Annotated in this window: 18 protein-coding genes; 17 read left to right on the top strand and 1 reads right to left on the bottom strand. The window is 64.0% G+C overall.

What is annotated here, in order from left to right; genetic code table 11:
- The first annotated feature begins 97 nt into the window (after window positions 1–97).
- Genes prfA through LFT46_RS12780 form a run of 4 tightly spaced genes read left to right on the top strand, consistent with a single transcriptional unit; the run spans window position 98 to window position 3,657 of the window.
- Window positions 98–1,171: a peptide chain release factor 1 gene (gene prfA, locus LFT46_RS12795; RefSeq protein ID WP_236819975.1), complete on the top strand. Its 1,074-nt coding sequence runs from the start codon at window positions 98–100 to the stop codon at window positions 1,169–1,171.
- A 13-nt stretch (window positions 1,172–1,184) separates the two neighbouring features.
- On the top strand, window positions 1,185–2,084 hold the full coding sequence (gene prmC, locus LFT46_RS12790) for a peptide chain release factor N(5)-glutamine methyltransferase (RefSeq protein ID WP_236819973.1): 900 nt from the start codon (window positions 1,185–1,187) through the stop codon (window positions 2,082–2,084).
- The gene (locus tag LFT46_RS12785) at window positions 2,081–2,893 is read left to right on the top strand and encodes an L-threonylcarbamoyladenylate synthase (RefSeq protein ID WP_236819971.1); all 813 of its coding nucleotides are present in this window, start codon (window positions 2,081–2,083) and stop codon (window positions 2,891–2,893) included. Before prmC ends, LFT46_RS12785 begins: the two co-directional genes overlap by 4 nt.
- A complete protein-coding gene (locus tag LFT46_RS12780) occupies window positions 2,893–3,657 on the top strand; it encodes a WecB/TagA/CpsF family glycosyltransferase (RefSeq protein WP_236819969.1) in 765 nt (254 codons plus the stop codon). The genes LFT46_RS12785 and LFT46_RS12780 overlap by 1 nt, the downstream gene beginning before the upstream one ends.
- Here LFT46_RS12780 and LFT46_RS12775 read toward each other — a convergent pair.
- Window positions 3,654–4,550 carry a glycosyltransferase gene (locus tag LFT46_RS12775; RefSeq protein WP_236819968.1) on the bottom strand — a complete coding sequence of 299 codons (897 nt, stop codon included), beginning with the start codon at window positions 4,548–4,550 and terminating at the stop codon, window positions 3,654–3,656. The two genes, LFT46_RS12780 and LFT46_RS12775, sit on opposite strands and share 4 nt — an antisense overlap.
- A gap of 288 nt (window positions 4,551–4,838) precedes the next feature.
- On the opposite strand from LFT46_RS12775, the gene LFT46_RS12770 reads away from it, so the two are divergent.
- The 13 genes from LFT46_RS12770 to LFT46_RS12710 all read left to right on the top strand — a co-directional run bounded on the left by LFT46_RS12770 (window position 4,839) and on the right by LFT46_RS12710 (window position 15,800).
- The gene (locus LFT46_RS12770; RefSeq protein WP_236798776.1) at window positions 4,839–5,951 is read left to right on the top strand and encodes an MraY family glycosyltransferase; all 1,113 of its coding nucleotides are present in this window, start codon (window positions 4,839–4,841) and stop codon (window positions 5,949–5,951) included.
- A 111-nt stretch (window positions 5,952–6,062) separates the two neighbouring features.
- Window positions 6,063–6,545, top strand: a complete 483-nt coding sequence (locus LFT46_RS12765; protein WP_236819966.1) for a hypothetical protein — start codon at window positions 6,063–6,065, stop codon at window positions 6,543–6,545.
- The gene (locus LFT46_RS12760; protein ID WP_236819963.1) at window positions 6,538–6,876 is read left to right on the top strand and encodes an AtpZ/AtpI family protein; all 339 of its coding nucleotides are present in this window, start codon (window positions 6,538–6,540) and stop codon (window positions 6,874–6,876) included. The genes LFT46_RS12765 and LFT46_RS12760 overlap by 8 nt, the downstream gene beginning before the upstream one ends.
- An 81-nt stretch (window positions 6,877–6,957) precedes the next feature.
- Window positions 6,958–7,758, top strand: coding sequence for a F0F1 ATP synthase subunit A (gene atpB / locus LFT46_RS12755; protein ID WP_236798771.1), 801 nt, complete (start codon window positions 6,958–6,960; stop codon window positions 7,756–7,758).
- A 111-nt stretch (window positions 7,759–7,869) separates the two neighbouring features.
- Entirely contained in the window at window positions 7,870–8,088 is a 219-nt protein-coding gene (gene atpE / locus LFT46_RS12750; RefSeq protein ID WP_003804776.1) for an ATP synthase F0 subunit C, read from the top strand.
- A gap of 54 nt (window positions 8,089–8,142) precedes the next feature.
- A complete protein-coding gene (locus LFT46_RS12745; RefSeq protein WP_142133430.1) occupies window positions 8,143–8,694 on the top strand; it encodes a F0F1 ATP synthase subunit B in 552 nt (183 codons plus the stop codon).
- Complete coding sequence (locus LFT46_RS12740; protein WP_236798769.1) at window positions 8,694–9,521, top strand: F0F1 ATP synthase subunit delta; 828 nt, start codon at window positions 8,694–8,696, stop codon at window positions 9,519–9,521. Before LFT46_RS12745 ends, LFT46_RS12740 begins: the two co-directional genes overlap by 1 nt.
- Before the next feature lie 78 nt (window positions 9,522–9,599).
- Window positions 9,600–11,237: a F0F1 ATP synthase subunit alpha gene (atpA, locus tag LFT46_RS12735; protein ID WP_018768403.1), complete on the top strand. Its 1,638-nt coding sequence runs from the start codon at window positions 9,600–9,602 to the stop codon at window positions 11,235–11,237.
- A 72-nt stretch (window positions 11,238–11,309) separates the two neighbouring features.
- Window positions 11,310–12,200, top strand: a complete 891-nt coding sequence (locus tag LFT46_RS12730; protein WP_236798768.1) for a F0F1 ATP synthase subunit gamma — start codon at window positions 11,310–11,312, stop codon at window positions 12,198–12,200.
- A gap of 83 nt (window positions 12,201–12,283) precedes the next feature.
- A complete protein-coding gene (atpD, locus tag LFT46_RS12725; protein WP_236798766.1) occupies window positions 12,284–13,738 on the top strand; it encodes a F0F1 ATP synthase subunit beta in 1,455 nt (484 codons plus the stop codon).
- A 1-nt stretch (window position 13,739) separates the two neighbouring features.
- Window positions 13,740–14,024 (top strand): F0F1 ATP synthase subunit epsilon, encoded by a 285-nt coding sequence (locus tag LFT46_RS12720; protein WP_018760117.1) that lies wholly within the window; start codon window positions 13,740–13,742, stop codon window positions 14,022–14,024.
- Between the two features lie 10 nt (window positions 14,025–14,034).
- Window positions 14,035–14,466, top strand: coding sequence for a DUF2550 domain-containing protein (locus LFT46_RS12715; RefSeq protein WP_236798765.1), 432 nt, complete (start codon window positions 14,035–14,037; stop codon window positions 14,464–14,466).
- A gap of 5 nt (window positions 14,467–14,471) precedes the next feature.
- Window positions 14,472–15,800: an alpha/beta hydrolase gene (locus LFT46_RS12710; RefSeq protein WP_236819961.1), complete on the top strand. Its 1,329-nt coding sequence runs from the start codon at window positions 14,472–14,474 to the stop codon at window positions 15,798–15,800.
- The last annotated feature ends 10 nt before the right edge of the window (window positions 15,801–15,810 follow it).

The raw sequence follows: 15,810 nt of genomic DNA, 5'->3' as shown, positions 1-15,810 counted from the left end.
CGCGCGTCGGTCGTCCGGCTCACCGTACGCCCGGCCTGCTTTGGGATTGGATTCCTGCGCCCCACTAAAATGGGCACAGAACGAAAGAGGTTTATAGATGTTTGAGTCCGTACAGGGCCTGCTTGATGAGCATGATGCCATTCAGGCGCAGCTCGGGGATCCTGCTGTTTATGCTGACCAGCGGCTGGCCCGGAAGCTTGGGCGGCGGTCGGCTCAGCTCAATGGCATTGTTGAGGCGTACCACAAGTGGGAGGGCCTCCGGGATGATCTTGCCGCTGCCAAGGAGATGGCTGCCGAGGATCCCGAGTTCGCTGCCGAGGTGCCTGAACTCGAGGCCGCGCTGGAGACTGCTGCGGCCAAGCTTCGCCGCCTGCTCATTCCGCGCGATCCGGACGACGCCCGCAACGTGATCCTTGAGGTCAAGGGCGGCGAAGGCGGCGACGAAGCTGCCCTGTTCGCCGGCGACCTGCTGCGCATGTACACCCGGTACGCGGAATCCCGCGGCTGGAAGACCGAAATCATCTCCGCCACCGAATCCGACCTTGGCGGGTACAAGGACGTCCAGGTGGCCGTCAAGGGCAACTCGAACGATCCCGCCGAAGGCGTTTACGCGCGGCTCAAGTTCGAAGGCGGCGTGCACCGCGTGCAGCGCGTGCCCGTCACCGAATCCCAGGGCCGCATCCACACGTCCGCCGCCGGCGTGCTGGTCCTGCCCGAAGTGGACGAGCCCGAAGAACTCGAGATCAACCAGAACGACCTCAAGATCGACGTGTACCGGTCCTCGGGTCCGGGCGGGCAGTCCGTGAACACCACCGACTCCGCCGTCCGAATCACGCACCTTCCCACCGGCATCGTGGTGGCCATGCAGAACGAGAAGTCGCAGCTGCAGAACCGCGAAGCGGGCATGCGCGTCCTGCGGGCACGCATCCTGGCACATCAGCAGGAGCAGATCGACGCCGAAAACTCGGCCCAGCGCAAGTCGCAGATCCGCACCATGGACCGCTCGGAGCGCATCCGCACCTACAACTACCCTGAAAACCGGATCGCGGACCACCGCACTGGCTACAAGGCGTACAACCTGGACCAGGTCATGAACGGCGACCTGGAACCGGTCATCCAGTCCGCCATCGAGATGGACGAGCAGGCCCGCCTGGACGCCATCGGCGACTGACCGGAACTACGCCATGATCGAGCCCACCTCAGCGGCGCCGTCCCAGACCCTGGCCGCGGCGGTCCGGGAGGCCGCTGCGCTCCTGGCGGAAGCCGGTGTGCCGAGCCCCCGGGCCGATGCTGAACTCCTGGCCGACCACCTCCTCAACGTAGGGCTGGGGCGACTCCGCTCTTTGATGCTGGGTGACACCCCCGCACCGGAAGGCTATGCCGAACTCGTGGCCGAACGTGCCCGCCGCATCCCGCTGCAGCACATCACCGGGGTTGCGCACTTCCGCTACCTGGAACTGGCAGTGGGGCCCGGGGTGTTCATCCCGCGACCCGAGACGGAGTCCGTTGTCCAGCTGGCCATCGACCGCGTCAAGGGCATGCCGCATCCCCGGATCGTGGACCTGGGGACCGGCTCCGGTGCCATCGCCGGCTCCATTGCCCACGAGGTACCCGGCGCAGAGGTCCACGCCGTCGAATACAGCCCCTTCGCGCACGCCTGGGCGGCTAAGAACCTGGCGCCGCTGGGCGTGAACCTCATCCTGGGGGACCTGCGCGACGCTTTCGCCGAACTTGACGGAACTGCCGACGTCGTTGTTTCCAACCCCCCGTACATCCCCGCCGAAGCCATCCCCAACGAACCCGAAGTAGCCCTGCACGATCCTCCCGAGGCACTGTACGGCGGGGGAGCGGACGGCATGGAACTGCCGACGGCGGCAGCGGCCTCCGCTGCCCGGCTGCTGCGGCCCGGGGGGTACTTCGTCATGGAACACGCCGAAGTCCAGGCGGGCTGGATTGCCGCCATGCTTGCCAGCAGCGGAACCTGGACAGCCATCACCACGCACCTGGACCTGAACGGCAAGGAGCGCGCCACCAGTGCCGTGCTCGCGGACCAGTCCACACGGAATGAAAGAATGGGCCAGTGACCACAACTTATGACTGCACCATTGACGACGAGCGGGCCCGGGGCCTGGAACACGCGCAGCGTGCCATCAGCGAAAAGAAGTGCGTCGTGCTCCCCACGGACACGGTTTACGGCATCGGCGCGGACGCATTCTCACCCCAGGCCGTCACGATGCTGCTGGTATCGAAGGGACGCAGCCGCACCATGCCGCCGCCCGTCCTGATTCCGCGCATCAACGCCCTGGACGGCCTGGCCACCGAGGTATCGGCGGACGCCCGGAAGCTCGCCGAGGCCTTCTGGCCCGGCGGCCTGACCCTCATCCTGCATGCGCAGCCGTCCCTGGACTGGGATCTTGGCGAAACCAAGGGCACCGTGGCGCTGCGGATGCCCGCCGACGACGTTGCCCTGGAACTGCTGACCCTGACCGGTCCGCTTGCCGTTTCCTCCGCCAACCGCACCGGCCAGGCCCCCGCCCAGACGGCCGCAGCGGCGCGCGAACAGCTTGCAGACTCGGTGGAGGTGTACCTTGAAGGCGGCGCCCGCCCGCTGGAAGGTGAGGCCGGCGTACCCTCAACCATCGTTGACGCCACAGGGCCCGTCCTGCGCGTGGTGCGCACCGGCGCCGTGAGCCTGGACCAGTTGCGGGAGCACGTCCCGGGCGTCCTTGGCCTGGGCGAGATCCCGATGGCTGAAGCGGAACCCGCACCGGAGCAGCAGGCCTCAGGGGATGCAACGGACGACGCCGGTCACGCACCTGCGGTGTCCGGTTCCTCCGCGGTGACGGCTACTGACGCAGAACCGACCACGCCGGCCGGGAACCAGCAGCCTTGATGGCCCTGGACCGCCAGCAGATCCCCGTCCTGGACGTCCACGCGACACCCCTGCGCGTTTCCGAGCTGGTCGAGGAGCTCAACCGGTTCATCGAAGACGGATCAACCCGAACCGTCCTGGGCCATAACCTGCACAGCGTCACGCTCACCTTGTCCGATGACGGCTTCCGCCGCTTATATGAAGAAAGCGACGTGGTGCTCCTGGACGGCGCCCCGGTGCTGTGGCTGTGGGGGAGGACCGGTAACGCCGAGGGCCCGGTGATGGATTACCGGCTGGGTTCCACCGACTGGCTGCCTGCCCTCCACGAGGTGCGCGGCCTGGAGCGGATTGCCGTGATCGGCGCAGGCGCGGAAGCGAACGCGGGCGCCGTCAGCAGGTTGAAGGACATCGTTCCCAGCGCCCATGTCGCCGGCTTCCCGGGGGAGGGCTGGGGACCTGCCCTTGAGGACGAGGTTGTGGCGTGGCTGCACCATGAGCAGCCCCAGTTGGTCCTGCTCGGACTCGGCATGCCACTCCAGGAGGAAGTCCTGCAGCGGCGGCTGCGCGACATGCCGCCTGCCGTCTACTGTGCCGTGGGCGGCGCCATCGAACAGTTGGCCGGTGTGCAGAAACTTGCTCCTCGCTGGCTGGGCAGGATGGGACTTGAGTGGGCATGGCGCCTGCTCCTGCATCCCCGCCGTGTTGCCTATCGCGTGCTGGGGGAGCCGTGGGTCCTGCTGTGGCTGCTGGTTGCCCGGCGGATGAAAAACCGGGGCAGGGCCTAGAACTTCTGGTCCTCCAGCGGAGCGAAGCCCTTGCCGCGAAGGCCGGTGCTGAACGAACGCGCCCAACCCAGGAAGCCCCGCAGGTCGCGGCGCTGCAGGAAGTAGCCCAGGTAACCGCCGACGTCGGCCACGAACGATCGCACCCGGAAGTACCGGCGGATGAGGTAGCCCCGGTTCCGGTAGTAATAGAAGCGCTTGAAGGCGGAGTCCGGAACGATCACGTGCCAGCGGGCACCGTAGACATGCTGGGTTTCCGAGAAGGCATGCGGGTGCGTAATGGCGGTGGTGGTCACCGTGCCGAACCGTACCCCCGCCTTGCGGAGCCGGATGGTGAAATCCACCTCGTCGCCGCGGATGAACAGGCGCATGTCGGGCAGGCCGACTTTGAAGAACACGTCTGACCGGATCAGCGCGCCGTTGAAGAAGTGCCCGTCGTCGGGCAGGAAGCCGCGCTTTTCAACCTCCGCGCGGTCGTGCGTGACTTTGCCGTCAAGGCGGAAGAAAAAGGACAGCCGGTCGGGATTTCCGGGCGCTGTCACCAAGGGGACCACCGCTTCCAGGTCGCGGGCCTCAGCCTCACGAAGCAGCGTGGCGAGGCATTCCGGATCGGCCGGCTCGGCGTCGTCGTCCATCATCCAGACCCAGCGCGCGCCGCTGGCCACCGCCTTGAGCGCAGCCAGCGCGAACCCGCCGGCGCCGCCCAGGTTGGCTTCGGAGCGGACATAGTCAACGTTGGGGTGCGCCGCCGCCACCTCCGCAGCCGGGGTGGTGCCGCTGTCCACCAGGCAAATGGTGTCCACGTGGCGGCTCTGGGCGTTAATCGACTCCAGCAGGACGGACAGTTCCTTGGGCCGGTCGAAAGTCACGGCGGCAACCGCAATGCGGGGGGTCATGGGGGTCCTTTCCGCATGGCTGCCAGGGAGTTCCCCACCTGTTGTGCGCCCGTGTGGCGCGGAGCCATGGTGCCGGTGGCACTAGTATCTTTGACTAGAGTCCACTGTAATACAGCCCTGTAAGGCGCTGCGCGTAAGTCTGGCGCACTGCCTGCTGCGCGCTCGGCGACGGAGAAGTTTCATTTATCGAAGAACAGATTCCCGGCCAATGAGCCCTTCCACCACGGACCGGCTGCCGGCACAGCTGAACGGCTTCGACACCATTACTCCCCAGACGGTGCCTGCCCCATGATCATGTACCTGCTTATGGGGCTGACGGCTGCCATCGTGTCCTACGCTGCCACGTGGGGCGCCCGGGTGGTGGGCCACAGGCTCGAGCTGCACCTGCCCATCCGCAGCCGGGACATGCACTCCATCCCCGTTTCCAGGCTGGGCGGTGTCGCGATCTTCCTGGGGATCATGGTGGCGCTGGTCGTGGCCAGCCAGTCTTTCTTCGTCAAAGACATCTACCGGAACAATTTCTCACCCTGGGGGGTCCTGGCCGGCGCAGCCGTGATCGTCCTGGTGGGCGTGGCGGACGACCTGCTGGACATCCGGTGGTGGGTCAAGCTGATCGGGCAAAGCGCAGCCGGCCTGACAGTGGCCCTCTTGGGGGTCCGAATGACCATCATCCCCTGGATTCCAGAGCCCATCTACCTGCAAAACGAAACGCTCCGGGTGGTGCTGACAGCTGGGCTGATCGTCACCACCATGAATGCCTTCAACTTCATCGACGGACTGGACGGGCTCGCCGCCGGGGTGGCCATTATCGGCGGCACGGCTTTCTTCTTCACCGCCTACTGGGTGCACCGTAACGCGGTGCTGCTGGACTACTCGGATCTGGCGACCCTCATCACGGCCGTGCTGGTAGGCGGCTGCCTGGGATTCCTGCCGCACAACTGGTTTCCGTCGAAGATCTTCATGGGTGATTCCGGCGCCATGCTGATCGGACTGCTCATGGCTTCGGCCGGTGTGGTGTCCACGGGGCAGATCTCCTCGGGCCTCTACGACCGCGCGAACGGCATCTCGACGGTGATCCCCATCCTGCTTCCGTTCGCCGTCCTGTTCCTTCCGCTGCTGGACCTGGGACTGGCCGTGGTGCGCCGGACGGCCCGTGGACGTTCCCCGTGGTCGGCGGACCGCGGCCACCTGCACCACAAGCTCCTGGACATCGGCTACTCCCACCGCACCGCCGTGATCCTGATGTACCTGTGGACGGCAGTGCTCTCCTTCGGTGGCCTGGCGTTCGCAATCTTCCCCTGGCAGATCGTGCTTGCGGTCGACATCTTTGCCACGCTGGTCATGGGACTGGTCACCGCGTGGCCCTACCTGGCGCGGGGAAACGGGGAAACCAGGGCGTAACGCCGGTTCTGAATTATTTCTATCTCGTGTAGAATTTAGTGGCAGCCCAAGCTGCCACTCCACCCCCTGCCTCCTGGCGTTTTGCCATGTGGTGCCGACGATTGGGATCGAATGACCTCCAACGCCGAGTCCGGACCTGCCTCCGGCAATGGTCCCGTTGGCGCCTCCGGTCCCACGCCTTCACTGTGGCTGAACCTGCTCAAGCGCAGTTCCATCGCCGCGGCGGCGGGACTTGTGCTGTGTGCCATCCCGGCCGCCCTCCTGAACGGGTTCACCGGCGCCGTGTCGAGCGTCCTCGGTGGCCTGCTGGTGATGCTGTTCTTTGGCATCAGCCTGCTGGTGGGGCACTTCGTGGGACGCCGCAACCCGTCGGGGGCGATCGGCATGTTCGTCGCCACCTACTTCATCAAGGTAGTGGGCTTTGCCGTGGTCCTGTTTGCCATCGGTGCTCCGGAATGGCTCCACGGCCGATGGTTCATCATCGGCGCGGTGGTTGCCGTCGTCCTTTGGCAGGCTGCAGAAATCCATGGCTTCAGCCGCGCCCGCCTCCAGATCTACAACGATCCAGAGGACAGGGGAGCAACCGATGCGTGACCCGAAGAAGTCCGCGGGCGCTGCCCACGGCAAACGTGGATCCAACAGCTCCGCGCCCGCTGCTTCCGACGCTTCCAACGATGGCGGCTACAACGCTGGAATGGCTGTATTCAGCTACATCATTGGCGGAATCATCGTCTGGAGTTTGATAGGGTGGGGACTGGATTATCTGTGGGGAACGCGCTGGATCGTGCTCGCAGGCGCTCTGCTTGGAGCCGTCGGAGGTTTCTACCTTTCCCACATGCACGGCCTCACCAGTTCCCGCAAAAATGCTGATGAGCGCCATGCTTCCAGCGCACCGTCCCAGGACGGAGAAGATAATGCCAAATAATTTCACAGGGGGAACAGCAGGCTGTCAGGCTGCCGGACCCCGCCCAACGCCCAATGATGGACACTGCAGAGAGGAAACGCGTTGATCGCGCTTGCGCTCCCGGCCCAAGATTCAGGAGAGTTCACTCCTCCTGGTATTAACGAAATGCATTTGCCGGCAATCCTGCCGTGGGGTGCCGCAGAAGGATTCTCCAAGCAGATGCTGCTGGTCCTCCTCTCTGTCGTCTTTATCGCCGTCTTCTTCGTGCTGGCCGCACGCAAGCAGCAGCTGGTACCCGGCAAGCTCCAGTTCGCCGGCGAGGCCGCCTACGGCTTCGTCCGCAACGGCATTGCCAAGGACATCATCGGCGGCAGGGACTTCATCAAGTACGTCCCGCTGCTCTTCAGCCTGTTCTTCTTCATCCTGGTCAACAACATCTACGGTGCCATCCCGGTGTTCCAGCTCCCCACGTTCTCGCACGTGGGTGGAGCGTACGTGCTCGCCGGCCTGGTCTACATCACCTGGATCGCCATCGGCGTCAAGAAGAACGGCCTGCGCTACTTCAAGCTGGCCACCGTCCCCTCGGGGGTACCGTGGTACATCCTGCCGATCGTCATCCCCATTGAGATCATCTCCAACTTCGTAGTCCGGCCGGTCACCCACAGCCTCCGTCTGTTCGCCACGATGCTCGCAGGCCACCTCATCGTGATGATCGCCGGCTCCGGCATTGAGTACCTGATCATGCAGGAGAACGTCCTGCTGAAGGGCACCTCGGTCCTGGTCCTCGCCGGTGCCATCGCCATGTACATGCTCGAGGCCCTGATCATGGTCCTGCAGGCCTACGTCTTCACGCTGCTGACCGCGATTTACATCGAAGGCGCGCTGCACGCCGACAGCCACTAGGCACCCCGCCGGGGGAGCCATGCTCCGCCGGCACACCACAGTCTTCCCCTCGCGGGGATGAAGCAACCCAAACAACCTGCCGCACAAAGCGGCATCTTGAAAGGAAAAAAAATGGAAGGCTCCATCAACGGCTCCCTCAACCTCATCGGCTATGGCCTCTCGGCTATCGGCGGTGGTATCGGTGTGGGTCTCGTGTTCGCTGCCTACATCAACGGCGTCGCACGCCAGCCGGAAGCCCAGCGCGTCCTGCAGCCGATCGCATTCCTTGGCCTGGCGCTGACCGAAGCACTCGCCATCCTGGGCCTGGTCTTCGCTTTCGTTCTCAAGTAAACCTTCAGAACCTCAGCGAACATTCAGAACCGAGTAGATAAGGACGGGTGAAATATGCATCAGCTGATCATCTCAGCCGCCGCTGAAGGCGACGTCAACCCCCTTGTTCCCAATGCCTGGGAAATGCTGGTTGTCTTCGTGGGCTTTGCCATCCTCTTCTTCATCGTGGTCAAGTATGTTGTCCCGATGTTCGAGAAGACCTTTGCAGAGCGTGCCGAGGCCATTGAAGGCGGCATCGCCAAGGCTGAAAAGGCCCAGGCTGAGGCGTCTGCTGCACTCGAAGAGTACAAGCAGCAGCTGACCGACGCCCGCACCGAAGCCAACCGCATCCGTGAGGAAGCCCGCGCCGAAGGTGCCCAGATCCTCGCGGATCTCAAGGAGAAGGCGGCAGCAGAGTCTGCCCGCATCACGGCACAGGCTCACGCGCAGATCGAATCCGAGCGCCAGGCGGCCGTTGTGTCCCTGCGCTCTGAGGTTGGCACCCTGGCCACCACCCTTGCCGGCCGCATCGTGGGCGAGTCCCTCGACGACGACGCACGCGCAGCGCGGGTAGTGGACCGCTTCCTGGCAGATCTGGAGTCCCAGAACGCAGGTGCAGCAAAGTAATGGCAGGCGTATCGAGCGAATCGCTGGCAACAGCGCTGGCAGAGTTGGAAGCAAAGCTTCCGACTGCGTCGCTGCAGCTGGCAAAGGAACTCTTCGGAATTCTGGGAATGGTGGACAGCTCGGCTGGCTTGCGCCGCGCCCTGACTGACCCGTCCCGCAACGGTGACGAAAAGTCGGCGCTGGTCAAGCAGCTGGTTGGCGGAAAAGTCTCCGCTGATGCTGCAGACATCGCAGGCGGACTGGCCAGCCTACGCTGGGCCAACGCACGTGATATCGGCGATGCACTCGAGACTCTTGCCGCAACGGTGGTCATTTCCGTTGCTGAAAACAAGTCGGCCGTTTCTGCCTCCGGAATCACTGGCCTGGAAGAGCTGGAGAACGACCTGTTCTCCTTCAACCAGGCTGTTGCCTCCAGCCACGAGGTACAACGTGCTCTGTCCGAACCACAGGCCAGCAGTGCAGCCAAGGTTGCACTCGCGGAGAAGCTTGTGCCAGGTGCCAGTGAGGAAGCGAAAGTCCTCATTGCCCAGGCTGTGACCCAGCCCCGCGGTATCAAGCCCACCCGGTTGGTGCAGCGGTTCGCTGAATTGGCAGCCAAGCGGCAGCAGCGCTGGATTGCAACGGTCAGCGTAACCCGTCCTTTGACGCAGACACAGCTTGCCCGCCTGCAGGCTGGCCTGAATGCCATGTACGGGCGGGAACTGAAGGTCAACCTCAATGTTGACCCGGCACTCATTGGCGGCATCCGCGTCCAGGTTGGTGACGAAGTGCTTGACGCTTCGGTCCTCACCAAGCTGGGTGAGCTGCAGCGCCAGCTGGCCGGCTAGCCGGACAAGCACAATACAACTGATAGAAACCCCGGTCACCGTTTGCGGTGATCACAAACAGGAGAGCAGGGACTGCAGATGGCCGAATTGACCATCAACGCCGACGACGTCCGTAATGCGCTGAACGAGTTCGCGGCGTCCTACGAACCCGGGAACGCAGAGCGCGTAGAGGTCGGCCGCGTAACCACCGCTAGTGACGGCATCGCCCGTGTTGAGGGTCTTCCCTCGGTCATGGCGAACGAGCTGCTGCGCTTTGAGGACGGCACCCTGGGCCTGGCCCAGAACCTTGACGTCCGCGAAATCGGCGTCATCATCCTCGGCGACTTCACCGGCATCGAAGAAGGCCAGGAAGTCCACCGGACCGGACAGGTTCTGTCCGTGCCCGTGGGCGATGCCTTCCTTGGCCGCGTTGTCGACCCGCTGGGCGTGCCCATCGACGACCTCGGCGAGATCAAGGCCGAGACCACCCGCGCACTGGAGCTTCAGGCCCCGGGCGTAACCCAGCGCAAGTCGGTCCACGAGCCGATGCAGACCGGCCTCAAGGCCATTGACGCGATGATCCCGATCGGCCGCGGCCAGCGCCAGCTGATCATTGGCGACCGCCAGACCGGCAAGTCCGCCATTGCGATCGACACCATCATCAACCAGAAGGCCAACTGGGCCTCCGGTGACGTGACCAAGCAGGTCCGCTGCATCTACGTTGCCATCGGCCAGAAGGCGTCCACCATCGCCGCCATCCGCCAGACCCTCGAGGACAACGGCGCACTGGAGTACACCACCATCGTGGCATCTCCCGCCTCTGACCCCGCTGGCTTCAAGTACCTGGCACCGTACGCCGGCTCGGCCATCGGCCAGCACTGGATGTACGGCGGCAAGCACGTCCTCATCGTGTTCGATGACCTGTCCAAGCAGGCCGAAGCCTACCGCGCCGTGTCGCTGCTGCTGCGCCGCCCGCCGGGACGCGAGGCTTACCCGGGCGACGTCTTCTACCTGCACTCCCGCCTGCTGGAGCGTTGTGCCAAGCTCTCCGACGAGCTCGGCGCCGGCTCCATGACCGGACTGCCGCTGATCGAGACCAAGGCGAACGACGTGTCCGCCTACATCCCGACCAACGTCATCTCCATCACGGACGGCCAGATCTTCCTGCAGTCCGACCTCTTCAACGCCAACCAGCGCCCCGCTGTTGACGTGGGTGTTTCGGTGTCCCGCGTTGGCGGTGCCGCTCAGGTGAAGTCCATGAAGAAGGTCTCCGGTACCTTGAAGCTGGACCTGGCCCAGTACCGAGACATGCAGGCGTTCGCGATGTTCGCATCCGACCTGGATGCAGCGTCCCGCCAGCAGCTGACCCGTGGTGCCCGCCTGATGGAATTGCTCAAGCAGGGCCAGTACTCGCCGTTCCCGGTCGAGGACCAGGTCGTCTCCATCTGGGCCGGTACCAACGGCTACCTGGACGACGTTCCGGTCGAGGACATCAGCCGCTTCGAGTCTGAGTTCCTTGAGCACCTGCGCCACAAGTCCTCGATCCTCACCACGCTGGCCCAGACCAACGTGCTGGACGATGACACCGTTGCAGCCTTGAAGTCCTCGATTGTGGACTTCAAGAAGGGCTTCTTCGGCGAGGGCGACAACCTGCTGGTCGGTGCCGGGCATGAAGAGCATGCCCCCATCGACGAGGCCCAGGTTGACCAGGAAAAAATCGTCAGGCAGAAGCGCTAGTTCCACTGGCCGAGTGTGCCGGGCCCACGGGTCCGGCACACCCGGTTCACGGAACGCTAGGAAAGGATAAGTATGGGAGCCCAGATCCGGGTCTACCGCCAGAAGATCAGCTCGACCACGTCGATGCGCAAGATCTTCAAGGCGATGGAACTGATCGCTACCTCGCGCATCGGCAAGGCCCGTGCACGTGTAGCAGCTTCACTGCCTTACGCGAACGCGATCACACGCGCCGTTTCTGCTGTCGCCAGCCAGAGCGAGATCGACCACCCGCTGACCACTGAGCCCGAGCAGATCCGCCGTGCCGCCGTCCTGGTAATCACCTCGGACCGCGGCCTTGCCGGCTCCTACTCGGCCAGCGTCCTCAAGCAGGCGGAAGGTCTCATCGAGCTTCTTCACGAAGAGGGCAAGGAAGTCAAGACCTACGTCGTCGGACGCAAGGCACAGGCCTACTTTGATTTCCGGAACCGCGAGTATGCGCGGGTCTGGACCGGAGGGACCGATGCGCCTGAGTTCGCCACGGCACGCGAGATCGGCGAAGCACTGCTGTCGGAATTCGCAACTGAGTTCGAAGAGGGCGGCGTGGAGGAGATCCACGTTGTTTACACCCGCTTCAAGTCCATGGTCACCCAGGAGCCGACGGTCATCCGCCTGCTGCCGCTGGAGGTCGTGGAAGAGCAGGCCGAATCTGAGTCTGACCTTCTGCCGCTGTACGAGTTCGAGCCGGAAGCGGAGCGGGTCCTTGACGCCCTCCTGCCGCGCTACATCGAATCCCGTATCTTCGCGGCCATGTTGCAGGCAGCAGCCTCCGAGCTCGCCGCGCGCCAGCGGGCGATGAAGTCCGCGGGCGACAACGCAACAGACCTGATCAAGAAGTACACGCGTCTGCGCAACACGGCCCGCCAGGCTGAAATCACGCAGGAACTCTCCGAGATTGTTGCCGGTGCCGACGCCCTCGCGTCCTAGCCTCCACTGCCTCGGTTCCCGCGGAACCTGCACCACCACAGATACACTTAACCCCACGCCATCTACTGAATGAAGTGAGAGAGATGACTGCCACTGCTACCGAACACGTAGCCGCAACGTCCGGTGCATCCGGCCGTATTGCGCGCGTAATCGGCCCGGTTGTCGACGTCGAATTTCCGGCTGACGCAATCCCGTCCATTTACAACGCTCTGACAACCGAGATCACCCTCAACGGTGTCACCAAGACCATCACGTTCGAGACCTCCCAGCACCTGGGTGACAACCTCGTTCGCGCCATCTCCCTCCAGGCCACCGACGGACTCGTCCGCGGCACGTCCGTGGTGGACACTGGTGCCCCCATCTCCGTTCCCGTCGGTGACGGCGTCAAGGGCCACATCTTCAACGTCCTGGGACAGCCCCTGGACGTTGCCGAGTCAGAGTTGGAAATCACCGAGCGCTGGCCCATCCACCGCAAGGCTCCCAGCTTCGCTTCGCTCGAAGGTTCCACCGAGATGCTGGAGACCGGCATCAAGGTCATCGACCTCCTCACCCCGTACATCAAGGGTGGAAAGATCGGCCTCTTCGGCGGCGCCGGCGTGGGCAAGACCGTGCTCATCCAGGAAATGATCACCCGTGTTGCGCGCAACTTCGGTGGTACGTCGGTATTCGCCGGTGTTGGCGAGCGTACCCGTGAGGGCAATGACCTCTGGGTTGAAATGGAAGAGGCAGGCGTCCTCAAGGACACCGCCCTTGTGTTCGGCCAGATGGATGAGCCGCCGGGAACGCGCCTGCGCGTGGCCCTGTCCGCGCTGACCATGGCGGAGTACTTCCGCGATGTGCAGAACCAGGACGTGCTGCTCTTCATCGACAACATCTTCCGCTTCACCCAGGCAGGTTCCGAGGTTTCCACCCTCCTCGGCCGCATGCCTTCGGCCGTGGGTTACCAGCCCAACCTTGCGGATGAGATGGGCCTCCTGCAGGAGCGCATCACCTCCACCAAGGGCCACTCGATCACCTCGATGCAGGCCATCTACGTTCCCGCGGATGACTACACCGACCCGGCACCGGCCACCACCTTCGCGCACCTCGATGCGACCACGGAACTCTCCCGTGAAATCGCCTCCCGTGGTCTGTACCCGGCCGTGGACCCGCTGACGTCCACCTCCCGAATCCTGGACCCCCAGTACATCGGCAAGGACCACTACAACACGGCCGTCCGTGTTAAGCAGATCCTGCAGAAGAACAAGGAACTCCAGGACATCATCGCCATCCTCGGTGTCGATGAGCTCTCCGAGGAAGACAAGATTGTCGTGTCGCGTGCACGCCGTATCCAGCAGTTCCTCTCGCAGAACACCTACACCGCCAAGCAGTTCACCGGTGTTGAAGGCTCCACGGTCTCCATCAAGGACACCGTTGAAGGCTTCGCGGCGATCTGCGACGGCGAACTCGACCACATCGCGGAGCAGGCGTTCTTCAACGTCGGTGGCCTTGATGACGTCGAGCGCCAGTGGGCCAAGATCCAGGAACAGACCAAGTAATATGGCTGAGCTTGAGGTTGAGATTGTCGCAGCGGACCACTTCGTGTGGTCCGGAGCGGCCAAGATGGTCAAGGCCCGCACCAGCGATGGTGAAATCGGAATCCTGCCCGGCCACTCGCCCCTGCTGGCGATCCTGGCCGAGGGTGAACTGGCAATCCAGCCGGTGTCCGGAGACCGTATTGCGGTGGACGTCGACGGCGGGTTCTTCTCCGTCGACAACAACCGCGTGGTGATCGTTGCTGACAACGCCCAGTTGGGCGGCTCGGCTACCGCTGGGATCCGCTAGCACGACCTTGATGGACGCACCGGGTATTACGTTCATCGCACTGGCAGTCGTGTTCGGATTGCTTATTTTTGCACTGTGCCTTTCGGGGGTGCGCCGCTTCAACCTGCGGCGTGCCCTCGGCACGGTGGACGCCTCCATTTGCGTAGCTGGAAACAGTTGGCAGATGGGGGTTTGTCGTTATCAGGACAACGACCTTGAATGGTTCAAGCTCATCTCGTTGAGTGTCCGCCCCAAGTACACGTTCAAACGCAGCTCCCTTGAGCTGCTCGGCCGCCGGAAGCCTACTGAAGCGGAGGCGGTGAAGGTACAGCCGGACGTGGTGATCGTCGAACTTCGCTACGAGGGGCAGGACCTGCACCTGGCCATGAAGTTCGACGCCTATACCGGACTGTCATCCTGGCTGGAAGCAGGTCCTGTCATTGGCGTGGGGACCTGGCGCTAGCCAACGTGGACTGGCTTTTAGACATCCGGCTCACCGACGGTCCACTCTATGGAACCGTGCTGGTATTGGGAATGGGCGGCGCCGCCTACCTCCTGGTGCCGCCTTGGCGCGCCGCCATGGTTCCGGTCCATCGCGTCCGGGCGTGGGCGGTCCGTATCCTCACGGCCACAGCAGCCGCATTTGCCTTGGTCGGCACGGTCCACTGGGCGCTCATCAACATCTTCACCATCTTCCCCGAGGACTTGCCCGACCCCGTCCTGCTGTGGCTGGTGCCGGGTGTGGCGGCCCTGCTCCTGTGCCTGCTCCGGCTGCCCAGGACGAGTTGGAGCCGCCGCGGGGGAGGGATCCTCGCTGCGCTGCTGGTGGTGCTGCTCTCGGCGATCCAGATCAACGCCTACTTTGGCCTGAACAGGACCGTCAGTGACCTGCTGGGTACGGCCCTGGCCCGCATTCCCGCGCTGGAGCAGGACCTCATGCGCCACACCGGGGAACCCGACGGCCTGCCCCTGCGGGGCTGGAAGCCGCAGGGGGAGTTGCCTGCCGGAGGTGTCCTGCGCAAGTCCGCGATCCCTGGAACGTTGTCCGGGATGAACACCCGCGACGCCTACATTTACCTTCCGCCCGCCTACTTCGCAGCCAACCGCCCCGCCCTGCCGGTGCTGGTCCTGGTCGCGGGCCAGCCTGGCGGCCCTGCCGACTGGCTTACCGGCGGCGCCATCCGCGGCCATATGGATTCTTTCGCCGCTGCCCACAGCGGAGTGTCTCCCGTAGTGGTCATCCCCGATCCCAACGGCTCGCAGTCCGCCAACACCATGTGCATGGACAGCCGGATCGCCAAAGCGGACACGTACCTTTCCCAGGACGTTCCACAATGGATCGGTTCCACCCTGGCGGTGGACACCAACCACAGCCACTGGGCCATCGGAGGTTTCTCTTTCGGCGGCACGTGTGCGGTGCAGATGGGGACCAGGCATCCCGACATCTACGCCGACGTGCTGGCTTTCTCCAGCGAAGCGGAACCGGCAATTGCCAAGGAACGGCAGAAGACAATCGACGCGGCGTTCCCGGGGAACCCCGACGAATTCACCCGTCAGACTCCACTGGAGATTATGAAACACCAACGGTTCGAGACCCACGGCATGTACCTCACCGCAGGGCAAAACGATCCGGAGTTCGTGGCCAACCTCCAGACGCTTGCCGCGGCAGCGCAGAATGCCGGCTTTACGGTGCAGGCACACGTCGTGGAACACACCGGCCATTCCTGGGACACCTCATCCAAGCGGTTTGCCGACGCGCTGCAGTTCCTTGGCGATCAGTGGGGGTTGCAGTGGTGACCACCAGCCA

It is taken from the genome of Arthrobacter sp. FW306-07-I (genome assembly GCF_021800405.1).
Lineage (GTDB): Bacteria > Actinomycetota > Actinomycetes > Actinomycetales > Micrococcaceae > Arthrobacter.
This window is presented reverse-complemented; position numbering and strand designations above follow the sequence as displayed.

Excerpts from the sequence above, each read along its gene's own strand:
- prfA (WP_236819975.1), top strand. The coding sequence starts at position 98 with ATGTTTGAGTCCGTACAGGGCCTGCTTGATGAGCATGATGCCATTCAG.
- prmC (WP_236819973.1), top strand. The coding sequence starts at position 1,185 with ATGATCGAGCCCACCTCAGCGGCGCCGTCCCAGACCCTGGCCGCGGCG.
- LFT46_RS12780 (WP_236819969.1), top strand. The coding sequence starts at position 2,893 with ATGGCCCTGGACCGCCAGCAGATCCCCGTCCTGGACGTCCACGCGACA.
- LFT46_RS12775 (WP_236819968.1), bottom strand. The coding sequence starts at position 4,550 with ATGACCCCCCGCATTGCGGTTGCCGCCGTGACTTTCGACCGGCCCAAG.
- LFT46_RS12770 (WP_236798776.1), top strand. The coding sequence starts at position 4,839 with ATGATCATGTACCTGCTTATGGGGCTGACGGCTGCCATCGTGTCCTAC.
- LFT46_RS12765 (WP_236819966.1), top strand. The coding sequence starts at position 6,063 with ATGACCTCCAACGCCGAGTCCGGACCTGCCTCCGGCAATGGTCCCGTT.
- LFT46_RS12760 (WP_236819963.1), top strand. The coding sequence starts at position 6,538 with ATGCGTGACCCGAAGAAGTCCGCGGGCGCTGCCCACGGCAAACGTGGA.
- atpE (WP_003804776.1), top strand. The coding sequence starts at position 7,870 with ATGGAAGGCTCCATCAACGGCTCCCTCAACCTCATCGGCTATGGCCTC.
- LFT46_RS12745 (WP_142133430.1), top strand. The coding sequence starts at position 8,143 with ATGCATCAGCTGATCATCTCAGCCGCCGCTGAAGGCGACGTCAACCCC.
- LFT46_RS12740 (WP_236798769.1), top strand. The coding sequence starts at position 8,694 with ATGGCAGGCGTATCGAGCGAATCGCTGGCAACAGCGCTGGCAGAGTTG.
- atpA (WP_018768403.1), top strand. The coding sequence starts at position 9,600 with ATGGCCGAATTGACCATCAACGCCGACGACGTCCGTAATGCGCTGAAC.
- LFT46_RS12730 (WP_236798768.1), top strand. The coding sequence starts at position 11,310 with ATGGGAGCCCAGATCCGGGTCTACCGCCAGAAGATCAGCTCGACCACG.
- atpD (WP_236798766.1), top strand. The coding sequence starts at position 12,284 with ATGACTGCCACTGCTACCGAACACGTAGCCGCAACGTCCGGTGCATCC.
- LFT46_RS12720 (WP_018760117.1), top strand. The coding sequence starts at position 13,740 with ATGGCTGAGCTTGAGGTTGAGATTGTCGCAGCGGACCACTTCGTGTGG.
- LFT46_RS12715 (WP_236798765.1), top strand. The coding sequence starts at position 14,035 with ATGGACGCACCGGGTATTACGTTCATCGCACTGGCAGTCGTGTTCGGA.